Below are 20618 nucleotides of genomic sequence, written 5' to 3' on the forward strand. Positions count from 1 at the left end.
ATGCCTTCATTTTTATCTGGGCAGAATACACAACATTACTATTAATCGTACCTCAGTAGACTAGGAATTGCTCTATTAGTTTTATTTAATGCGTGGAATATCAATGCATGGTGGGCAATGCCTTTGATAAAACCACTTATTTTTGGCGAACGATTTAGAATTTTTATAAATATCAAATAAACAGATCGAGTCAATCTTTAGGTTATGTGTTTATAGAATTCAATTTACGTAATTAAATTTGCTTTATTTAAACTTGTTAGGAAAAACAATCAAGATTTAGTGAGATTTTCCACAGTTTATTGCGTAAAATAGTACAAATAAACTAACGTTAGTCCTCCATAGAGGCGACGATATGGATGAAACTCAGTAACCTAGAAAAGAACGCTAAGTGGGATGTAGAAGGAGATGTTGGTGGAACAGCGAGTACGGGAATTGCAGCAGTTATTGCAAAACGCTAGCTATGCTTACTACGTTCTAGACAACCCGATAATGGAAGATTCGGTTTACGACCAACTGTATCGAGAATTACAGGAACTTGAAACCCAATATCCGCACTTAATCACGCCTGATAGTCCAACGCAACGGGTGGGAGAAAAACCCGCTACCCAATTCTTCTCAGTGCGTCATAACATCCCGCTTTACAGTCTGGAAAATGCTTTTAACATTGACGAATTGAAGGCATGGGAACAACGGTGGCGGCGGAATGCTCCTATAGAGACATTGCATGCAACACCTCTACAAGAATACGTATGCGAACTCAAAATCGATGGTTCGGCGATCGCCTTAACTTATGAAAATGGGTTACTCGTGCGCGGGGTAACTAGGGGTGATGGCGTGATGGGTGAAGATATTACCCAGAATGTCAAAACAATTCGTGCGATTCCTTTGCGGTTGCAGGTGGAAAATCCTCCTACAAAGGTAGAAGTGAGAGGAGAGGCATTTTTACCCCTAGATGTATTCGAGCAAATCAATCAAGAGCGATCGCAAAGGGGCGAACCACCATTTGCTAATCCGCGTAATGCGGCGGCGGGGACGTTGCGCCAACTCGATCCTCGCATTGTCGATAAACGGCGATTGGATTTTTTTGCTTATACGTTACACGTTGCTGGTAGAGATGATGCGAGTGTCTACCAAACTCAATGGGAAGCTTTAGAGTTATTACAGCAGATGGGGTTTAAGGTGAATCCCCATCGCAAGTTATGTCCTACAGTGCAGGAAGTTGCCGAATATTATCGCTATTGGGATACCGAACGGTTAAATTTACCTTACATGACAGATGGGGTAGTGGTGAAGATAAATTCTCTACCCCTCCAAGAGCAATTGGGATTTACACAAAAGTTTCCCCGTTGGGCGATCGCCTTGAAATATGCAGCCGAGGAAGCCCCTACCCGCGTCGAAGAAATTGCGGTGAATGTAGGGAGAACGGGGGCGTTGACTCCGATGGCAATTATGCGTCCAGTGCAGTTGGCAGGAACGACGGTTTCTCGCGCGACTTTACATAATAGCGATCGCGTGGCTCAATTGGATATCCGCGTCGGCGATACGGCAATTGTCCGTAAGGCTGGGGAAATAATACCTGAAGTCGTGCGGGTGTTGCTAGAACTTCGCCCCGCCGGAACCCAACCTTTTCAAATGCCTACCCATTGTCCGACATGTAGCCAACCCGTTATCAAAGAAGGGGCAGTTACGCGCTGCGTCAATGCTTCCTGTCCGTCAATTCTCAAGGGAGCTTTGGAACACTGGGTGAGTCGAGATGCTTTAGATATTAATGGCATGGGGGAAAAGCTAGTCCATCAATTAGTCGATCGCGGTGTGGTTCATTCTGTTGCCGATCTCTACAATCTGGATGCTGAAAAACTAATGCAGTTAGAACGCATGGGGCAGAAGTCAGCGGAAAAATTGGTGCAGGCGATCGCCGCTTCTAAAACTAAACCTTGGTCGCGGGTATTATATGGTTTGGGTATTCGTCATGTAGGTAGCGTCAACGCTCAGGTATTGACCCAAAAGTTTTTTACAGTCGAGCAGTTAGCAGCAGCAAAAACCACAGATATTGAATCAGTTTACGGAATTGGGGCAGAAATTGCTCATTCGGTCTACGATTGGTTCCGCATTCCAGCAAATCAGTCTTTAATTGCTCGACTGCAAGCAGCTGGTTTGCAGTTAGGTGGGGAAGCGGTTGAAGAAACGGCTCGACAAAACGATGCATCCTTACCACTAGGGGGTAAAACTTTTGTTATTACTGGGACTTTACCCACACTGAAGCGGGATGAGGCAAAAGAATTGATTCAGAAGGCTGGAGGTAAGGTAACGGATTCAGTCAGTAAGAAAACAGATTACCTTGTCGTTGGCGAAGAAGCTGGTTCTAAATTAGACAAGGCGCAAAAACTAGGAATTGCAATCCTCAGCGAAGCACAATTGTTAGAAATGGTTGACAGTTGATAGTTGACAGTTGACAGTTCTCAGTGAAGATTGGTGCGTAGCGAGTCGTGAGAAGAACTCACAAAAAATTAATAAATTTTTTCGTATTAATACTGAGGTTAGTTAAAAAAACTTGCCCTTCTAATAGTGAAGGTACAAAGTATAAAAACTAGGCATTTTACTCGATCTCTTTAACTTTTAGAAAATGAATAGAAATACCACTTATTATTTTGGTTGCAGCTTTATGCAATATTTACATTGGCATACTTCTGCATCAAAGTCAGCGCGATCGCCCGCTAACCCGCAGTTACCTAACAACTGCCATGCTCAAATCAACAGCATCGCCCAAACAGAAAGCTGAACCCATCACTCACCGATCGCTGTTGAGCTGTATCAAGTTCTACTAAACCTGGAGCCGAGATCGGTTAATTTAGATTGATGCCTTAAATGTAATTCAGGCTACATCATCATGCGGCTAGAACAGTTGCAAGCCTTTTTGGCGATCGCGGAATCAGGTAGCTTTCAGCAAGCAGCTCGCAAATGTGGAGTTACCCAATCGACAATCAGCAGGCAAATTCAAGCCTTGGAAGCCGACCTAGAAGTTCAGCTATTTCATCGGACAGCACAGGCTAAGCTGACGTTGGCAGGAGAGCGACTGTTGCCCCGTGCCCGTAAAATCTGCCAGGAATGGCGCTACGTTACGGAGGAGTTGGCAGATTTGATGGCGGGAAAACAACCGGAGTTGTGTGTTGCGGCAATCCATTCTTTATGCGCCCATTATTTGCCTCCGGTACTGCAAAAATTCTGTCGCAATTATCCCGATGTCCAACTGCGCGTTACAGCGTTGGGTAGCGATCGCGCTTTAAAAGTCCTCAAGGATGGATTGGTAGATCTGGCGATCGTCATGAATAATCGTTTTTTAACTACCAGCCCAGAAATGGTGACGGAAGTGCTATACGATGAACCCATTGAGGTTTTGGTGGGAGCAAATCATCCGTTGGCACAATACGAACAGATTCCCTGGTTGGAACTCATCCGCTACCCTCAAGTTGTATTTAAAGACGGTTATGGGATGCAGCGTTTAGTCCAAGAGCGTTTCGATCGCCTGGGTGCTACGCTCCAAGCCGTGCTGGAAGTGAATACTCTCGATGCCTTTCGCGGAGTAGCGCGACAAGGAGAACTGATCGCCTTATTGCCGCAGTCTGCCCTGGTAGAATCGCGTCTCGATCCTACCCTTGCCGTTCGTCCAATTGCTAACACTGACAGCAATGGTTCTCTTGCGCCAGGGTCTAGCTTATCACGCCAAGTCGTGATGGTAACAAGTCAAGATCGACTCAGCATTCCACCGATTCAATATTTTTGGCAACTGGTGCGAGAACTCGTACCACCTAAACTGAGTGTAGAAGAAGAGACGTGGGGGAACGAAGGAGACAAGGGGGACAAGGGAGACAAGGGAGACAAGGAAGCAGAGGGACAGAGGGGTAGAGCGGCAGAGCAAGTAATTCTAGCCACTAGCCACTAGCCACTAGCCACTTCTACCTACTACTCACTCTCTTGGCAGCGTTCCTTAACATTCAGCAGTGCAAAGGAACTGGAATTTTGAGAATTTCGATCGAGCAATTACATCATGAGCAACGCATTTAGGGATTTACTGCGGAAAGTGGGAAGCGGTAATCATACAAAAGAGGACTTAACTCGCACGGAAGCAGCCGCAGCAACCCGAATGATGTTGTTGAGAGAAGCAACCCCTGCTCAGATTGGTGCGTTTTTGATTGCCCACCGGATTAAACGCCCTACAGGGGCAGAACTGGCAGGCATGTTAGATGTTTACGACGAACTGGGACCAAAACTACAACCTATTGGTAGCTCTACTCCGGTGATGGTTTTGGGCATTCCCTACGATGGACGCGATCGCACTGCGCCGATTAGTCCTCTCACTGCCCTATTGCTGACGGCTGCGGGGCAAGCGATGATTATGCACGGTAGCGATCGAATGCCGACTAAATACGGTGTGCCACTGGTAGAGATCTGGCAAGGGTTAGGAGTTGATTGGACTGAGTTATCTCTAGACCAAACTCAGCAAGTTTTTGAGAATACAGGTTTGGGATTTGTCTATTTACCCCAACATTTTCCTTTAGCTCAAAAAATATTTGAATACCGCGATCAAATTGGCAAGCGTCCGCCTTTTGCCACGATGGAATTGATGTGGTGTCCCTATGCAGGAGCGGCGCAGATTGTGGCGGGATACGTCCATCCTCCCACGGAACATATGTTTCAAGTTGCCTTGTCTTTACGCGGTACAAACAACTTTACGACAGTCAAAGGATTAGAGGGGAGTTGCGATCTCCCCCGCGAACGGACGAATATTATTGGTTTATCTACACCCGACATAACCGATGAATCGGGGTTAGTTGCGATCGATCGCCTGCACCTTTCATCCCGCGATTATGGTTTTAGCAGCCACAATGTCCCTTGCGATCCGACCGAACATTTAGTAGCAGATATGCGATCGGTTTTGCAAGGGAAACCCTCAGAAATGATGCAATCTGCGATTTGGAATGGCGGGTTTTATTTATGGCGTGCTGGTATTTGTGCCGATATTAGTGCGGGAATCACTCAAGCAGAGGCGATGTTTGCCAGTGGAGAAGTGGCACAACAATTGACGCGAATAATTCAAGCAATTGAGTCAATTCAAGTTCGCGATCGCTCCTACAGTCAACTATAAAAATGTCGTTTGTCATTTGTCATTTATCATTTGTTAGTAGGGTGGGCATTGCCCACCATAGATCATTTCCTACCATTAGATCCCCGATAAATTCGCTCTGCTTGTTCTGAAGACAGCCACGATATAGATGAAGACCCCTGTAAACCTCCATTGTCTCCATTACTGACAACTTCGTAGTGCTGGCGATGAGGGAAATCGCAGGCGATGGGAGGAGGAGGAGCGTTACTAACTGTAAACTCGCCTGCTACTGGTCCATCTAGAGGATCGTATTCGCCAAGTTGGGATTGAGGATGGACGTAGGAATGGCTGTCAGGATCGTACGCCAAAACTTCTCCAGTTTCCAGGTGATAGATCCAGCCGTAGATTTTCAGCTTGCCTTGATACATTCTCGAATGGACGACGGGATAAGTTCTGAGGTTTTCAATCTGGGTTAAAACATTTTCTGCGATCGCAATTTCTAATAACTCTTCTGTTTGATAAGACTTATAGTTTTCTTTAATCAGTCGCCTAGTAGCTTCAGCGTGCTTTAGCCAATCGTAAACTAAGGGCATTTCTTCCTGAAGTTTATCCAATTGCAACAGTCCTTTCATCGCACCGCAGTGGGAGTGTCCGCAGACCACAATTTGCTCAATTCCCAAAGCATGAATTGCATATTCTACCGCTGCGCCTTCGCCACCATTGGCTGCTCCATAGGGTGGGATAATATTTCCAGCGTTGCGGATGACAAATAATTCTCCAATTTCTGTTTGAGTAATCAAGTTAGGATCGACGCGCGAATCGGAACAACTGATAAATAAAACCCTCGGTTTTTGTCCGTGGGCAAGCTGTTCAAACAGTTCCGTGTGGGTAGAAAAGTAGTTAGTCTTGAAATCCCGCAGCCCTTTGATTAGTTTCTTCATAACTCCATGCCCTTACTATTTCCCTGTTCGATCGCCTCACCGCACCAGAACCGCGATCGCCCTAATTGGTGTAAATCTTCTGACTTTATGAGTCTACCTAAAGCGCGATCGGAAAGAAAGTCATCTTATACATAAATCACAAAATATCAATGCAGTTTTAAATAGGTATACATCAAGAAATTTTATACTGAGGTGCGAAGCAGCAAAGTGAATTCTTCACAACTTAGCGCGATCGCTCAGTAAAATAATTCTGCTAAAACTAAACTTGAGCTAATAATAGATCGTCGTAGCGGCGTACTTCTAACAATCGATTTTTACTATCTACTAAAACAACTGTAGGACAAAAAGTTTCTAGTTCTGCTGGAGTTAATTGAGCGTAGGTCATAATAATCACCCGATCGCCACTTATCCCTAATCTTGCCGCAGCACCGTTTAACTCAACTTTTCCAGAGTTTGGTGGTGCGGCGATCGCATAAGTAATTAATCTTTCACCATTATTTACGTTGACGACTTGCACTTGTTCGTAGGGTAATATCCCAGCAGCATCTAACAAAGCGCGATCGATACTAATACTACCTACGTAGTTAAGATTTGCCCCCGTTAGGGTGCAATTGTGGATTTTGGCGAGGAGAAATGTGCGTTGCATGGGCGGGAATTGGGTTAAGTATAGAGACGTTACACGAACGTCTCTACATTTAGGAAGTTAAACAGTTTCTGAGTCTGAATCGCGACCTTTTTCGCTACCAGCTTTGACACACTGTTCTACTAAAGGCATAACGCGATCGACATCTTGCCAGCCGCGAATTTCCGTGACCTTCTTTTCTAAATTTTTATAGCTGCGGAAGAATTCGGCAATTTCGTCTAAACGGTGAGGCGCAATATCGTTGAGAGATTTGACGTTTGCGTAACGCGGGTCTTTATCGGGGACGCAGAGAATTTTTTCATCGCGATCGCCACCATCAATCATTTCTAACATCCCAATTGGTCTGGCGGCGATGACGCAGCCTGGAAAAGTTGGTTCGTCCATCAATACCATCCCATCCAACGGATCGCCATCATCAGCCAAGGTATTCGGCACAAAACCATAATCGTAGGGATACTGCACTGAGGAATATAACACTCTGTCTAAAGCAAAAGCTTGCAGATCCTTGTCGTATTCGTACTTATTTTTGCTGCCAGCAGCAATTTCAATCAAAACGTTAATTAAACCTGGCTTTGGTTGAGCCGGAATGCGGGATAAGTCCACAATAATTCTCCAAGATGACAGCTAATAGCGATCGATGCGCGATCGCTTTACCTGTAGCATTTTAGGCTAATATGGACGGCTTGGAACAGTGACCAGTGACCTGTTACCAGTGACCAGTAAATCAAAAATGTGAGGTGTAGTAAGAAATTTAAAATTCTCTAGCCACTAGCCACTCTTATTTATCTGTCCTTTGTAGCGAATAGGAAAGGGGCTGCTCTAGCTGCACGTCATTTGACGAGTAGTGAGCGATCGCCAGTAGAGGTACGATGAGCGTCAATACCGCGATCGCCGTTCCTACAATTTCTGCCAACCTGGGGGGTGATTTCTCACCAGGGTTGGCAGAATTACTACTACTTGATTCCATAAAAAATGTTCAAAACCTAGCTTTGGGAGAGTTCAAAGAACTTTATACGTCGATTAGGGCAAACTTATGCTCTATCTATTTCTATTCTAACTGCTCTGCCCAGAAAGACTGTTTGCTATTCAACAATCTCAAAACAAGGAACTAGGGGCTGGGGATACTCCTACTCGCAGGAATATCTCTCGCTCCTAATCCTAGCCGTTTGCACATGCGTCCCAACTCTGTTTGCTCTGTTGGGGTGAGAACGCTCATCTCTTCCACGACAGCAGCAACGTGCGTCGGAAAGATTTCACTAATTAGGTGCTTGCCTTTTTCTGTTAAATGTACTTTAATGCAACGGCGATCGCCGACTTCTCTTTCCCGTCTTACCAACTGCCGCTTTTCTAAGTTGTCGATCACTAAAGTCATGTTACCACCGCTTTTGAGCAGTTTCTCGGCTAAATCTCGCTGATGGAGAGGTCCCAGGTGATAAAGTGCTTCTAGCACCCCAAACTGACTTACGGTCAAATCTACATCGAGCAAATGGCGATGAATCCGATTCGATACCGATTCTGCTGCTCGAACTAACTTGACTAGCGTATCTAAGGCGAAAACCTCCTGTTGTGTGCCGAGGTGTTTTGTACCCATTAATTGTTTTACATTAAATAATTCAATATTACCTTATTCAGGAAAGATCTAGTTGTTATTTAACCTCATAGCAATTCTCGATTGCGTACGTGACATTTGTAGGGGCGCACAGCCGTGCGCCCCTACAGATCTGGTTTACCCAATTGAAAATCGCTCTACTGGCGATCGCCAGTAGGATGAATTTTTGCTGGGCATTTTCCTCCATCTGTCGGTTTTCTGTAAATTCGCTGTTGCATCTAGCCGCCAAGCAAGTAAGATAGTGGAGAAAAATAATCTACTAGAAAAAATTAGCATCTATCTATGGATAGAAAAACAAAGCGTCTGACTCTTCTGATTGTTTCCTGTAGCGCAGCCGGTGTGATTTTGGGGGGTACGTCAAGCTGGGCGGAAAGTAAACAGTGTTTGCAAGCTAACAATGTCACCAGCGACTGTTTGACTCAAAATTCTGTCATGAAAACTTTACAAGGCATGAGTACGGGTTTAATTGCGGGTGCAGGTGCAGCGTTTGGCGCAGCATGGCAGTTAAGGAATGAAGATTGAGCGAGAGGGGCTAGGGTTGGTTGTCAGTTGAGCTACTAGCCATTAGCTACTCACTCACTATGAGTTCGTCTTTGTCAGTAATATTACTACATATAAGAACGTCGTGCGTATTTTCAGGTGCGATCGCAGATTTCTTATTACTATTAAACGTTTATTTTTTATTGAATTATTTGTTGTTGTTACTACAAGTATGTAAGTAAATCTTTGTTGCTAGCAAGTTTCTTTTAAAAATTACGTGAATTTGGTATTGCGGAGTACCACTTTGCCAAAAGTTTTTAAAGAATCAATAAAATTTCATATCACCTCTCAGTAAAAACTCTCTATTAACAATTTTCCGTGAAATCTCGATTGAGCCACAATAAAGAAATTGTTAAATTTATATATAGATTGCTGACGCTAAAGCGTTTGGGCAATTAAAACATCTAGCACAAACTAACAGAAAGTATTCAAATCGATCTATCAATTGATAGATTATGTGGCAATAAACAGCCTTTTATTAATAGCTATCTGTACATTTATTGTTCTAATTTATGTGCTTGAGCGAATAGCCATAGCTACGCAAGTATCTTCATAAATTTGACATGCCAGCTTTCGACTATCTAACTTCAGCTATTTCGCTTGAAGTATAGGTTGGCTCGTGCAAATTTTTTTCAGCAAATAACTTACCTATCTGGAATTCACTTGAGATTCCACCATCGCCCTAATTATTCATAGGAAAAATATTGTGAAGCGATATCCTCATCTTCTTAAATATACTAAAAAAATTCTGCAAGGATTGAGCCTCATAGCTGTACTGTGCAGTCCTACTACTGTCTTAGCTGACCCTGTTGGCGATGGTTGGGCGCTTGTGTTCAGCGATGATTTTAATGGTACGCAACTCGACAAAAAGAAATGGAGTACTTGTTATTGGTGGGGGAATAATGGCTGTACGAATGGTGGTAGTGGAGACGTGCAGTGGTATCAACCAGATGATGTATTTGTAAACAACGGCATTCTTCGTTTGAGAGCCCAGAAACGCAAAATGAATGGCTATGAATATACCTCTGGAATGATTTCCTCGCACGATAAGTTTGCTTTTCAGTATGGTTATGCCGAAATGCGAGCAAAAATGCCTAACGGTCGGGGTTTTTGGACAACCTTTTGGCTAGCTTCTCAACGTAGAGCGTGGCCTCCAGAAATTGATATCGCTGAGTATTTAGGTAGCCAACCCAACAACATGCATATGACCTACCACTATTCCACTCCGACTAGCAAGCACCAAAGCTCTCCTTGGGCATATACCGGGGCTGATTTTTCTGCCGACTACCATACATATGCAGTGGAATGGAATCCTAAAGAAATCATTTGGTATATCGATGGTATGGAACGGCGGCGCTACACGGCTACAGAACACATTTCTGCGGAAGCAATGTATGTGATGGCAACATTTGCCCTTGGTAAGGCTTGGATTAATACCCCACCAGATGAGACAACTCCGTTTCCCAGTTACTCCAACGTCGATTACATTAAGGTGTGGCGACACAAAGATAGTCCCTCAACACGCGCAGTCACACCGATAATTTCTGAAACTGAAGGGTTGAAAGTAGCAGCTAAATCTAACCTGGCTCATGTAATATTTTTAGGGAACGCCAAAGCAGACGCTAAGTTAAGCAATCACATGGGAACGATGCTTGACTCGAATAAAGTAGGTGATTCTGTCACTTATACAGTCAACGTACCAGAAGCCAGAACTTTTAATGTCAGGGTTGGAGTCAAACGATATCACAATAGAGGCAAATTTCAACTGTCGATTGGTGGTACTAACTGCGGTAATCCTCAAGATCTCTATGCTTCATCTTCTGATTACGTGGAGCTAGATTTAGGCAACATTACCTTTGATGCCTCTGGTAACAAATCTTTTAAATTTACCGTAGTGGATAAAAATGCTCAAAGCAGCAGTTATAAGCTAGCATTTGACTATATCAAATTGACTCCAAAATGACCGCAGAAGTGATGAGTGAGAAGTAGGAAAATCTCTCTTCAGTGAGGTTGCTAGCTCATCGTAGAGGCGCGAAATATCGTGTCTCTACAAAGCTTTCAACCAAATTTAACCAAAGTCATCAGACAGATTATCTCATCCTATTAATTACCTGACTTATAGACCCGCTTCTCTCTATGGGGAATTGTATACATGTTAAACTTTTGCTTGATAATTAACCAGAAGAAGGGTAGATCTTCTACTAAATATCTTTTCCACAATCTATGAGGTTCTAGCAAAAGTCTATACAACCATTCAAAGCCTACTTCGCTCATCCATTTCGGCGCTCGCTTGACATTTCCTGCTTCAAAATCAATTGTTGCACCTACAGCCAAAAAAAAATCAATCTTAGGTAGCTTGTTTCGATACTGATAAATCCATTTTTCTTGTTTTGGCGCTCCCACCCCGATTGCTAATACTGTAGCTCCCGAGCGATTAATCATTTCAACTATTTCTGCGCATTCTAGTTCGTTACGGTCAAACCCCAAAGAGGGAGAATGAGCAGCAACTACTATATTTCTACCTATTTTTTTATTGAGCTTTTCTTGTGCCTTAGCCGCAGTCTCTTTTTGTCCACCTAGTAAGAAAATCTTGATTTTTTCATTGTTTCTGTGATAGGTACAGAAGGCAGGAAAAAAATCTGAACCAGAGATTTTTTCTTTAATTGGCGTACCCAAAAATCGCGAGGCATAGACCAATATTTGACTATCACATAGTTTGTAGTCAGCTATTTCGTAAGCTCGCAAAAACTCGCGATCGCATTGTAACTTCATCAGATGATCTACATTAGGCGTAAACACAACCCCTGACTTTAGCTGCCTCAGTAGTTCTTTGATACTTAAATTGTCAAAATCCAAGTTTAGTAGATTAACTTTCCGCATTGATTTATTAGCTCCTCAATCGAGCCTTAAACTGAGACTATCACTTGACGATCTACTGACCAGTTACACCAACTAGTTATAGCTGTATCTACCGACATTGCAATCCAAAACATATTGAGTAGCCAGTTTATTTCTCCTATCATTCCGATAATCATGCCATGAAATTGCCATAGTATACTATTAGGTGTGCAATCTAGTTGTCAACCCTTGGGAAAACTTTATATTTGTTTATTTAATAACACCTCAAGGGATAACAATTTCATAGAAATATGTCGTAACTCAGTAGTTTATATGTAAGTTGGTGGTATTTGTGAATGTTGTCAGCGCCGTTCTGGTTGTACTGACAAAAAACAAGTATCAAAACGAACAATTTCTTCCTTCTCGACCCGAGATACTTCAGGTACCAATTTGTAATGCAGGGTTACCGTCAAAACAGAGCGCGTTGTTTGTTTCGTGTATCAGAATGACAATTTACGTGTTCGCTCTCACGTAGAGATTGCTGACAGAGAATAGGACTGAACTTACAGTGAAAAAAGCTCCGCAGCAAGTATCGTGGCTGGGTCTTATATTACTTAAGTGTCCTCAAAATATATTTCGTTCTCATGCTAGCTACAGATAGCACATAATATCGTCTTCCTCTCGACATACCTAGATTGAGGTATTTTGCGTAAACATTCGCATTGCCAAATATTGAAATACATAATATGGTCTTATGGATAAAAACTGAGGTAGCAACGATAAGGGAACTTTTTTTAACCGAAAAAGTCAACAAGCGTCAATAGATCGTGTCTGCTTCATCACTAAGTAGTTTGAATGACTGATAATGCTAGCATGGGACAATTCGGAGAGTAGCTTTTTTGCGAAGAATCGTCAAATTCAATACATAATCTGGTTTTAACATGCAAGACTTTTTCTGCTCCGGCATTTTCGATTGCTTCTCAAGAATGGCAATTGTAGCAGTATTGCATTTAGCACGCAGTTGAAAGCAGCGTTGAGACCGAAATCTCTGGTGTTGTGAGTTGGTTATGGGGCTTGATGTTTGTTAGTATGTTCCCGAACCAAACATCATAACAAGTGTAAGTTACAGACTCCTACACTGTTTAGCAAATACTCAACAACCGAGCGCGATCGCAACTTTAGCAAACGATGCACGCTGTGGTATCTGCTTTTACCGTTTAAACATCCGTTCGTACCAAACACAGTTGGTGGTTCTACGATTCAGCTATTCAGACAATTTAAACCTTACAGCCACTTATACCTGAAGTCATGAAAATAGCTTACCTCACTACATATGATGTCCTGAACCAGGCAAAGTGGCCGAAGTACCAATCAGGTTTATGTGCAGCAGGCTATTTCCTAGCACGGACTTTGGAAGAACAAAACGTAAAACTCGATTTGGTGGGACCTTTAGAGGCAAAAAATACCCTATCGACTAGAATAAAACGGCGAATATATACTTCTGTGCTGAAAAAGCAATACTATCACTGGACCGATCCTGCTGTTTTGCGCAATTATGCCAATCAAGCCCTACAGAAAATGTCGCAATTCAAGTCAGATGCCATCTTATGTCCAGAAAATTCTCTGCCAATTTCATATCTTGACTCCGATCTGCCGATAGTTTTGTGGTCTGATGCGACGCTTTATTCACTGATAAACTTTTATCCTTATCTCAGTAATCTCTGTCGGGAAAACTTTCATAATATTACGGCAATGGAAAAAGCAGCACTCGATCGCTGTGAGATGATTATCTATACATCTGACTGGGCGGCTCAAACTGCAATTGACGCTTACGGTGTCGAACCATCAAAGGTCAGAGTCATTCCTTGGGGTGCAAATATAGAATGCGATCGCAGCCTTAATGATGTGAATAATATCGTGGAAGCGAGGAATAACAAAACTTGCAAGCTGTTATTTTTTGCTGTGGAATGGTTGCGTAAGGGTGGAGATGTAGCTTTAGCAGTAACCAAAGCATTAAATGAGGCTGGTTTACCAACAGAATTAACTGTAGTAGGATGTCATCCGCCTGAGTCGGAAACCTTACCGGATTACGTTACAGTTATTGGCTATATTAACAAATCAACAGCAGATGGTCGAACTGCACTCGATCGAATTTTAGCTGATTCGCATTTTCTGATCCTACCTACCCGCGCTGATTGCGCTCCTCATGTTTTAATTGAAGCTAACTCTTTTGGCGTTCCCTGTTTAACTACAAATGTAGGTGGAATCAAAACAATTGTTAAAGATGATGTGAATGGAAAAGTCGTCGAGCTAGATACAGATATCTCCGAGTACTGCACTTACGTAACTCATTTATTCGAGCATTACGAGCGGTATAAAGCCTTAGCCAATTCTTCTTTTTATGAGTACGAAATTCGGCTTAACTGGAATGTGGCAACCAAGGAAGCAAAAAAGTTAATTATGGATTTAATCTAGTAAGCCTAGTTTTTTGAGCAAGTTCTGTTATAATTTGCTAGATTTTGCTGAGCTTCACTGAATATGAACATAGCTTTTGTGACTCATTATGATATTTTTAACAGCAATAAGTGGCATCCAAAAGCAATCGGGTTTAGTGGCACGAGTTATTACAAAGCTGAAGCACTCAAAGAGCGGTTTACTAATTTTGAATATATTGGTCCGTTAACAGAACGGCATTCTCTAAGGACTAAATTCAAAAGACGTTTGTATAAATATTTGTCTACCAAAGCGTATTACGATTGGGCTGCGCTCGATTTACAAAAGAATTACGCTCGACAAATTAACACCAAGTTATCTAACAGTAACTCTCAATTAGTTGTTTGTCCAGATATTTCTACGATCGCCTATGTAGAATGCCAGCAACCGATTGTTTTATGGACGACAAATACTTATGGAGCTTGCATTGACTTTTACGATGATTTTAGCAACCTTTGTCAAGAAACGATCGATAATCTCGTAACGCTCGATCGACTTGCCCTCAGTAAAGTGCAACTGGCGGTTTTCCCCTCCACTTGGGCGGCGGAAGCGGCAATGAATAGCTATCAAATCGATCGCAGTAAGGTTGAAATCGTACCATATGGAGCTAACATAGAATGCGATCGCACGATTGACGACATTCAAAACTTAGTAGAAGCAAGAACAGCAGAGCGATGTAAGTTATTGTTTCTCGGAGTCAGTTGGTATCGTAAAGGAGGAGATATAGCTTTAAAAGTTGCTAAAAAACTCAAACAACTAGGTATCGATGTCGAGTTAACAGTTGTTGGTTGTCAACCTATAACCGACGAACCGTTACCAGATTACGTGGTTAATGTTGGGTTTATCAAAAAATCCGATCCAGAAGGTAGCGATCGCTTAAATCGATTAATTTCTGACTCTCACTTTTTAATTTTACCCTCTAGAGCCGAGACTTATGGAAATGTGCTTTGCGAGGCTAATTCATTTGGAGTTCCTTGTCTGACAACTAAAGTTGGCGGGATTCCTAGTATTATTCAAGATAATGTGAATGGAAAACTATTTGCCTTAGATGCTGATGTTAAAGACTATTGTGAGTACGTAGCCCATTTATTTACTAACTACGCCCAATACAAACAACTAGCATATAGTTCATTTCACGAATATGAAACTCGTCTTAACTGGTCGGCAGCGGGAAAATCAATGCAGACCATCATTACAGAAAAATTTAGCTAATAAATTTAGGAGCGATCTGTTGTTGTCGCAACATTTCTAAATTTAATAGTTGTTTATTTAATGATGCTTGACTCATGTTTTCCTGATTTTGAAACAAGGCAGTGAAAGCTCCAGCACCCATACCATCTTGAGGGAATAGACGATAACAAGGAATAGTGGTTAAATGAGATTGGTAGCGCTCTAAATGAGAAATACTCACAGGTTGAAATTGTGGAAATCTAGCTAAAAACCACTCGCACACTTGCTCGTTTTCTTCGATTGAATAAGTGCAAGTCATGTAGGCGAGATAGCCTTGCGGAGCAACAACTTGAGCAGAGTTAGCAAGAATTCTTTTTTGTCTGCTAGCATTTTTATGAATTAAAGTCGGATGAAAACATCCTAATGCTTTATCTCCTTTAGCTAGTAAAGATTGCCCGGTACAAGGAGCATCAACAATTGCAAGACTGCAAGTATGAGGTAAGCGCTGAGTCCAAATCTGCGGATCGATATTTGTCACAGCAGTAGGGCTAATTTGACAACGTTTTAAGTTAGAAATTAGCATTCCCAGACGCTTACCAATCACTTCATTACTTATCAGTAACTCTGGCTGCAATGCTTTCCAGGCAAAAATTCCTTTTCCTCCTGGTGCAGCACACATATCTAAAATAGTGGAAATTGGTTCAGAGATAGCTAGCAAGGTTGAAGCAGCAAATACTGAGGAAAAATCTAAGCAATAGTAATAACCGTCCTCATGTAAAGGAAACTTTCCTGGTTTTTCACCAGGTGATACGCAATCTACAAAAGCAGGTTGCCATGTAATTGCAGTTGTTACTGCAAATGGTAAAGATTCAGGCTTTTGCCGACACCAGATAATGCAGGTAGGAAAAGATTGCGGCTGAGTTAAGGCTTGAATAAATTGCTCTTGTGCTGTTGAATCGTCAAATAAACGCCGACTGAGCTTAAGTAACAAATTTGAAGGCTTGTCCACACAAGGAAAATCAAAGCTCTGCGTTTTCTATTGTAGTGGGAATGGTAAGTCAGTTGACAGTGACCAGTGACCAGTTATCAGTGACCAGTGACCAGTTATCAGTGACCAGTTATCAGTGACTAGCGACCAATTACCAATTACCAATTACCACTCAACTACTAATGACCAATGACAATCTAATTGCGTTGCCAAACTTTAATATGATCGATTTCTAGATTGTTTGGTAAAGGCGTAGAGTTGTCGGGAGGGCTATTCGTCCACGCTTTGCCGAGAGCAAGAGTTGCTGTAACGTACATTGCTTCGTCGGGAATATTGCCACTATTGGTGTAACGCCGCCGTTCGACACCATCCACGTACCAAACAAGTTTATCTGCTTCCCATAACAAGCCATATGTATGATAGCCGCCAGAAAAATCAATTCCACCCCACCAGCCAGATGATGATTCGTGAGCGCCACTAACGTTTTTATAGTGGATCGTCATGTGGACATTGTTTGTATTAGAACCCACAAATTCGGCAACATCTATTTCTGGGGGCCAGTTTTTGTTTTGCGATAACAACCATAGTGTGGGCCAGAAACCATTGCCTTTAGGCACTTTAGCGCGAAACTCCACGTAACCGTACTGAAAAGCAAACTTATCGTGAGATGCAATCATTCCAGAAGTGTAGTTTAAACCGTTAGACGGCTTTCGCTCTGCACGCAAACGTAAGATTCCACCTCCTACTGATACATTATTCGGGCTAAACCATTGCAAATCGCCAGCGCCGCCATTCGTACACCCATTGGGAGCCCAATAAAAACAGGGAGTCCACTTACCAGTATCTAATCCAGAACCGTTGAAGTCGTCGCTAAACTTGAGCTGCCAGTTACCAGCAGGAGGATCGGCTAGTGCTGCTGTGGGGCAACATACTATCATCAAGGCACTAAAAGCCAGCAAAACTTTGTCCTTCCAGTTACGCAACCGAAGGTTTTGTTGCATGTAAATATTTCCTTTTGATTCAATTTCAAGAGGAGATAGCAGTTGTTGATGAGCTATTGATTGCCGAAAAAACAAAAAGCTATCTCTTGACGCACCGTATTAATAAACCATTTCGATCGGTGTAGAGTCAAGAAAAAAATTTTTTTTGTGCAGTATTTATGCAGCTAAAGCGAAGTTTTATTTCTGGCAAACGAAAATACTAAGTAGGTGATTTAGCTTGCAACCCTTTCGTTATAGTGGTTGTATCGATCGCTTAGTTTACGAAACGAGTCGAAAATATAACCATAAATATCTAAATTACAAAATAGCCAATTTGTGATGTATTGATATTTATAAAAATTTATCAATTTCCGACTGAAAGGAATTACTGAATAGCCAAATATCGATTTATTATTGTGTAAAGTTTTTCTTATCAAATTGATAAAATATTTTGAATATCTTGAAATTTCCAGCAAGGCTGTGGCTTTCAAGGGAACAAGGGAGAAGTCGCAAGTCACAATTTAAAAGCCTCTCACCTCTCGCCTCCGTTCCCTTTGACCAAAAACTACTTCTTCACGTAATGATAGATATCAAAATTAGTCAGTTGCAGATGAGATTCTAGTTTGTAAGACTTAGCCATTGAGCTTTCTAAATCAAAATTTCTTTTCTTTTCCCAAAAAGCTTGGTCGCTAATTGCAATAATTGCCGTGTTTGCATTTTTAGTAACGCGACTGACTTCTGCTGCTAACTTAGTTGTATCGAGTCCTAAGCCATCTATTGTTAAAGTATCGCCATAATAAGGTAGTAAATAAGGCACGCCATACAGCAGTACGGATTTGGTATCTTGGCTATTATTCTTGCTTAGATATTGGGCAATTTCCCGGTAGTTTTCCCGCTGATATCTGGGTTCAAAATAGTAGTTGTAGTTTGCATATAAGTTGAGTAATAGTAACACTATAAAAGCGAGACGATATAAGTTTTCCCAGGTTTTTTTTCTAGGACTAAACCTAAGTACTATTGGTAATAGAAACGATAGGGGAATATAAATATAAAAAGAGTGTCGAGGTAGCCAATTAAATTTTGTCACAATTGCAAAGGCAAGTGCGATGATAAAAGCAGATACAAAGGTAATCAGAAAAAAATTATCAATTGGACGATATTGTTTATATTCTGGCGATCGCGCTTTTAAGCCTCTGACAAGTCCGATAAAAATAATACCAGCAACTAATCCAAACAGTAATAGAACAGGTAAATAATTGAAAATGAGTTGCAGGCGATCGCCACCACGCATCTGTTCGATTGGTGGACCGTAAGTTTCTCCAACTAATAAGCCGTAGAAAACAAAAGCTATATTCTGAATAACTGATTGATTCGATGGCGTGACGTGAACTTTTGTCGGATCGGTCGCTACAGGGGAAGCTAAATAAAATATTGCCGCAGGTACACAGGCAATTGCTACAGGTAACCACCATTGCAGCCACCGCTTAATATTTTGAGAAACTAGCAGGTGAGCGATACACAGAGCGAGAGTATAAATTCCAATAAAAATGCTACAGAAAAGACCGACTGCTGTAGTGAGACAAAACAGCATCTGCGCGAGCGCCGTACCTCTAACATTTTTTTGCGGTAAGATTTGACTGAGAAAATATAATTGTAGAGATGCTAAAAATAAGAGTAAAGTATACGCTCTCGTTTGCTGGCTGTAATAAACTCCGTAAGCACTAAACGATAAAAATAGCGTTAACCATAGAGCGTGTTTCCTCCCGTAAATTTGCCATGCAGTAGTACACAAAACAACGATTGTGCCAATTCCTAGTAAAGCAGAAAGGGAGCGAACGGCAAATTCGCTACTACCGAATAATTGTCGCCAAAAATGTAATAATAAATAATAAAACGGCTGAAAGCGATCGCCAGTATCTGTATTAACAATCGTGGCAATAATATCTTGAATGCTCGTGCCGTCAGAATAATATAAACTAGCACCCTCATCCAGCCATAAACTCTTATCTGGCAAAAGGAAAAATCGCAGGAAAATGCCGATTGCAAGAGTTAAGCCAATAATTAGATAGTACTTAAAATTAGAGGATTTAATGCGTTCTAGTGACGTTCTTTGTAACAACATAAGATAAGTGGTATATAACTTTGTAGAGACGTTACATGTAACGTCTCTACACTGGTAACTGATTAGCTTCCAACTTCTATTTCGCGATCGCGGTGAATGCGGTTTTTTTGCCAAGTTCCCATCGATTGAGCTGCCAAAGCCTCAATCTGACGATAAATCGAGGTGGGGAGTAACCACAGCAGATAAGCAGCAGCCAGTGTCATCAGCGTGCGACGGGGATCTGTCAAGACAATACCCCAGTGAGTTGCTAAGGCTCGGTGCATGAGCTTCACAGCGATCGCACCTGCTTTGAGACGGATGGCACTACGAGCCAAATAACGCATGTGATATGCCTTAGCAGGTTTCTCCCACTCAGAGATCAATTCCGGTGCATAGGAGCGGGTTTTTTCGATAACTTGCTCTAGGTATTCTAGTTGCTTGAGCAGATTGGCTGAGAGTCCACCAGAGTTGACGCGATACAAAGTGAGAGCTTCGGGAATGCCAGCAAATTGCCACTGAGTTTGGCTCGCAATCCGCAGCCAGCATTCAACATCTTCTGCTTGGCGAAAGCGCTCGTCGAAATAATATGTTTCTGGGAATTTTTCTGAAGTTCCGTGAAGATTATCGGTAAAGGCGATCGCATCGAGAGTTTCTCGACGCAACACCGCCGCCGAACCATTACCTACAGGATTATCGCACAGCAAGCACTCTGGGGAAATATTTTCTAGCTGCGGCATGAGATAAGTCCCCAAGCGATTTCCCATTTCATCAATTAAAGCCGAACGACTGAAACTCACTCCCACATGAGGAGAGTTGTTTAAATGCTCCACATGTTTTTCTAGTTTTGAAGGCAACCATAAATCGTCTCCGTCTAAAAAAGCAATATACTCTCCTTGAGCGTGACGAATACCTGTGTTTCTCGCTCCCGCCAAGCCTCGGTTGCGTTGGCGAATAATCTGAATTCTGGGGTCAGTAAATTGCTGACAAATTGCTACACATCGATCTGGAGACTCGTCATCAACAATCAAGATCTCTAAATTTTTGTAAGTCTGGTCTAACACTGACTGAACTGTGGCACTGATATATTTCTCACAACGGAAAACTGCAATTACCACAGAAACTTGTTTCATATTACTTCCTTATCAGTTATCAGTGACTGGTGAGTAGTCACTAAACATGAAAAATTAATTCACTAGCCAATAGCCACGAACTAC

General features: G+C 42.2%; 20 protein-coding genes. 10 read left to right on the forward strand and 10 right to left on the reverse strand.

What is annotated here, in order from left to right; translation table 11 throughout:
• Positions 1–411: 411 nt before the first annotated feature.
• The 4 genes from ligA (at position 412) to DSM107010_RS29305 (ending at position 5143) form a co-directional block, all read left to right on the forward strand.
• A complete protein-coding gene (gene ligA, locus DSM107010_RS29295; protein ID WP_241994395.1) occupies positions 412–2439 on the forward strand; it encodes an NAD-dependent DNA ligase LigA in 2028 nt (675 codons plus the stop codon).
• Positions 2440–2623: 184 nt separating this feature from the next.
• Entirely contained in the window at positions 2624–2779 is a 156-nt protein-coding gene (locus DSM107010_RS38830) for a hypothetical protein (RefSeq protein WP_158631888.1), read from the forward strand.
• A gap of 108 nt (positions 2780–2887) precedes the next feature.
• Entirely contained in the window at positions 2888–3940 is a 1053-nt protein-coding gene (locus tag DSM107010_RS29300) for a LysR family transcriptional regulator (protein WP_015154825.1), read from the forward strand.
• 105 nt (positions 3941–4045) lie between these two features.
• Positions 4046–5143, forward strand: a complete 1098-nt coding sequence (locus tag DSM107010_RS29305; protein WP_106168815.1) for an anthranilate phosphoribosyltransferase family protein — start codon at positions 4046–4048, stop codon at positions 5141–5143.
• A 62-nt stretch (positions 5144–5205) separates the two neighbouring features.
• Here the strand turns inward: DSM107010_RS29305 and DSM107010_RS29310 are convergent, their stop codons facing one another.
• A complete protein-coding gene (locus tag DSM107010_RS29310; RefSeq protein ID WP_015154823.1) occupies positions 5206–6042 on the reverse strand; it encodes a carbonic anhydrase in 837 nt (278 codons plus the stop codon).
• A gap of 6 nt (positions 6043–6048) precedes the next feature.
• On the opposite strand from DSM107010_RS29310, the gene DSM107010_RS42495 reads away from it, so the two are divergent.
• Positions 6049–6177 (forward strand): hypothetical protein, encoded by a 129-nt coding sequence (locus DSM107010_RS42495; RefSeq protein WP_256498793.1) that lies wholly within the window; start codon positions 6049–6051, stop codon positions 6175–6177.
• A gap of 124 nt (positions 6178–6301) precedes the next feature.
• Here DSM107010_RS42495 and panD read toward each other — a convergent pair whose 3' ends face one another.
• The 4 genes from panD to DSM107010_RS29330 all read right to left on the reverse strand — a co-directional run bounded on the left by panD (position 6302) and on the right by DSM107010_RS29330 (position 8276).
• Complete coding sequence (panD, locus tag DSM107010_RS29315; protein WP_106168816.1) at positions 6302–6688, reverse strand: aspartate 1-decarboxylase; 387 nt, start codon at positions 6686–6688, stop codon at positions 6302–6304.
• Positions 6689–6745: 57 nt separating this feature from the next.
• The gene (locus DSM107010_RS29320; RefSeq protein WP_015154821.1) at positions 6746–7288 is read right to left on the reverse strand and encodes an inorganic diphosphatase; all 543 of its coding nucleotides are present in this window, start codon (positions 7286–7288) and stop codon (positions 6746–6748) included.
• Between the two features lie 175 nt (positions 7289–7463).
• Positions 7464–7652, reverse strand: coding sequence for a TLTLP motif-containing protein (locus DSM107010_RS29325; protein ID WP_015154820.1), 189 nt, complete (start codon positions 7650–7652; stop codon positions 7464–7466).
• 141 nt (positions 7653–7793) lie between these two features.
• On the reverse strand, positions 7794–8276 hold the full coding sequence (locus DSM107010_RS29330; protein ID WP_015154819.1) for a MarR family winged helix-turn-helix transcriptional regulator: 483 nt from the start codon (positions 8274–8276) through the stop codon (positions 7794–7796).
• An 89-nt stretch (positions 8277–8365) separates the two neighbouring features.
• Here DSM107010_RS29330 and DSM107010_RS38835 point away from each other — a divergent pair, with 89 nt between their 5' ends.
• From DSM107010_RS38835 to DSM107010_RS29340, 3 genes are all read left to right on the forward strand, one after another.
• The gene (locus DSM107010_RS38835; RefSeq protein ID WP_158631889.1) at positions 8366–8536 is read left to right on the forward strand and encodes a hypothetical protein; all 171 of its coding nucleotides are present in this window, start codon (positions 8366–8368) and stop codon (positions 8534–8536) included.
• A 40-nt stretch (positions 8537–8576) separates the two neighbouring features.
• On the forward strand, positions 8577–8816 hold the full coding sequence (locus tag DSM107010_RS29335; protein ID WP_015154818.1) for a hypothetical protein: 240 nt from the start codon (positions 8577–8579) through the stop codon (positions 8814–8816).
• Positions 8817–9540: 724 nt separating this feature from the next.
• On the forward strand, positions 9541–10797 hold the full coding sequence (locus DSM107010_RS29340) for a glycoside hydrolase family 16 protein (RefSeq protein WP_015154817.1): 1257 nt from the start codon (positions 9541–9543) through the stop codon (positions 10795–10797).
• A gap of 140 nt (positions 10798–10937) precedes the next feature.
• Here the strand turns inward: DSM107010_RS29340 and DSM107010_RS29345 are convergent, their stop codons facing one another.
• Positions 10938–11714: a WecB/TagA/CpsF family glycosyltransferase gene (locus DSM107010_RS29345; protein WP_106167744.1), complete on the reverse strand. Its 777-nt coding sequence runs from the start codon at positions 11712–11714 to the stop codon at positions 10938–10940.
• 1266 nt (positions 11715–12980) lie between these two features.
• Between DSM107010_RS29345 and DSM107010_RS29350 the strand changes: the two genes are divergently transcribed.
• Both DSM107010_RS29350 and DSM107010_RS29355 read left to right on the forward strand, forming a co-directional pair.
• A complete protein-coding gene (locus DSM107010_RS29350; protein ID WP_106167743.1) occupies positions 12981–14147 on the forward strand; it encodes a glycosyltransferase family 4 protein in 1167 nt (388 codons plus the stop codon).
• Between the two features lie 63 nt (positions 14148–14210).
• Entirely contained in the window at positions 14211–15377 is a 1167-nt protein-coding gene (locus DSM107010_RS29355; RefSeq protein ID WP_106167742.1) for a glycosyltransferase family 4 protein, read from the forward strand.
• On the opposite strand, the gene DSM107010_RS29360 is transcribed toward DSM107010_RS29355, so the two are convergent.
• From DSM107010_RS29360 to DSM107010_RS29375, 4 genes are all read right to left on the reverse strand, one after another.
• Positions 15370–16344, reverse strand: coding sequence for an RsmB/NOP family class I SAM-dependent RNA methyltransferase (locus tag DSM107010_RS29360; RefSeq protein WP_015154813.1), 975 nt, complete (start codon positions 16342–16344; stop codon positions 15370–15372). The genes DSM107010_RS29355 and DSM107010_RS29360 overlap by 8 nt on opposite strands.
• Positions 16345–16520: 176 nt before the next feature.
• Complete coding sequence (locus DSM107010_RS29365) at positions 16521–17324, reverse strand: glycoside hydrolase family 16 protein (protein WP_127024561.1); 804 nt, start codon at positions 17322–17324, stop codon at positions 16521–16523.
• Between the two features lie 544 nt (positions 17325–17868).
• On the reverse strand, positions 17869–19425 hold the full coding sequence (locus DSM107010_RS29370; RefSeq protein WP_106167740.1) for a glycosyltransferase family 39 protein: 1557 nt from the start codon (positions 19423–19425) through the stop codon (positions 17869–17871).
• Positions 19426–19487: 62 nt separating this feature from the next.
• Positions 19488–20534: a glycosyltransferase family 2 protein gene (locus tag DSM107010_RS29375; RefSeq protein WP_015154810.1), complete on the reverse strand. Its 1047-nt coding sequence runs from the start codon at positions 20532–20534 to the stop codon at positions 19488–19490.
• Positions 20535–20618: the final 84 nt, after the last annotated feature.

The sequence above is a fragment of the Chroococcidiopsis cubana SAG 39.79 genome, from assembly GCF_003991895.1.
In the GTDB taxonomy this organism is placed as follows: Bacteria; Cyanobacteriota; Cyanobacteriia; order Cyanobacteriales; family Chroococcidiopsidaceae; genus Chroococcidiopsis; species Chroococcidiopsis thermalis.

What these genes read in the sequence shown, in the direction of transcription:
- DSM107010_RS29345 (WP_106167744.1), bottom strand. Translation starts at nt 11,714, where the DNA reads ATGCGGAAAGTTAATCTACTAAACTTGGATTTTGACAATTTAAGTATC.
- DSM107010_RS38830 (WP_158631888.1), top strand. Translation starts at nt 2,624, where the DNA reads ATGAATAGAAATACCACTTATTATTTTGGTTGCAGCTTTATGCAATAT.
- DSM107010_RS29325 (WP_015154820.1), bottom strand. Translation starts at nt 7,652, where the DNA reads ATGGAATCAAGTAGTAGTAATTCTGCCAACCCTGGTGAGAAATCACCC.
- DSM107010_RS29350 (WP_106167743.1), top strand. Translation starts at nt 12,981, where the DNA reads ATGAAAATAGCTTACCTCACTACATATGATGTCCTGAACCAGGCAAAG.
- DSM107010_RS29300 (WP_015154825.1), top strand. Translation starts at nt 2,888, where the DNA reads ATGCGGCTAGAACAGTTGCAAGCCTTTTTGGCGATCGCGGAATCAGGT.
- DSM107010_RS29375 (WP_015154810.1), bottom strand. Translation starts at nt 20,534, where the DNA reads ATGAAACAAGTTTCTGTGGTAATTGCAGTTTTCCGTTGTGAGAAATAT.
- DSM107010_RS29330 (WP_015154819.1), bottom strand. Translation starts at nt 8,276, where the DNA reads ATGGGTACAAAACACCTCGGCACACAACAGGAGGTTTTCGCCTTAGAT.
- DSM107010_RS29310 (WP_015154823.1), bottom strand. Translation starts at nt 6,042, where the DNA reads ATGAAGAAACTAATCAAAGGGCTGCGGGATTTCAAGACTAACTACTTT.
- DSM107010_RS29370 (WP_106167740.1), bottom strand. Translation starts at nt 19,425, where the DNA reads ATGTTGTTACAAAGAACGTCACTAGAACGCATTAAATCCTCTAATTTT.
- panD (WP_106168816.1), bottom strand. Translation starts at nt 6,688, where the DNA reads ATGCAACGCACATTTCTCCTCGCCAAAATCCACAATTGCACCCTAACG.
- DSM107010_RS29365 (WP_127024561.1), bottom strand. Translation starts at nt 17,324, where the DNA reads ATGCAACAAAACCTTCGGTTGCGTAACTGGAAGGACAAAGTTTTGCTG.
- DSM107010_RS42495 (WP_256498793.1), top strand. Translation starts at nt 6,049, where the DNA reads ATGCCCTTACTATTTCCCTGTTCGATCGCCTCACCGCACCAGAACCGC.
- DSM107010_RS29335 (WP_015154818.1), top strand. Translation starts at nt 8,577, where the DNA reads ATGGATAGAAAAACAAAGCGTCTGACTCTTCTGATTGTTTCCTGTAGC.
- DSM107010_RS29305 (WP_106168815.1), top strand. Translation starts at nt 4,046, where the DNA reads ATGAGCAACGCATTTAGGGATTTACTGCGGAAAGTGGGAAGCGGTAAT.
- DSM107010_RS29355 (WP_106167742.1), top strand. Translation starts at nt 14,211, where the DNA reads ATGAACATAGCTTTTGTGACTCATTATGATATTTTTAACAGCAATAAG.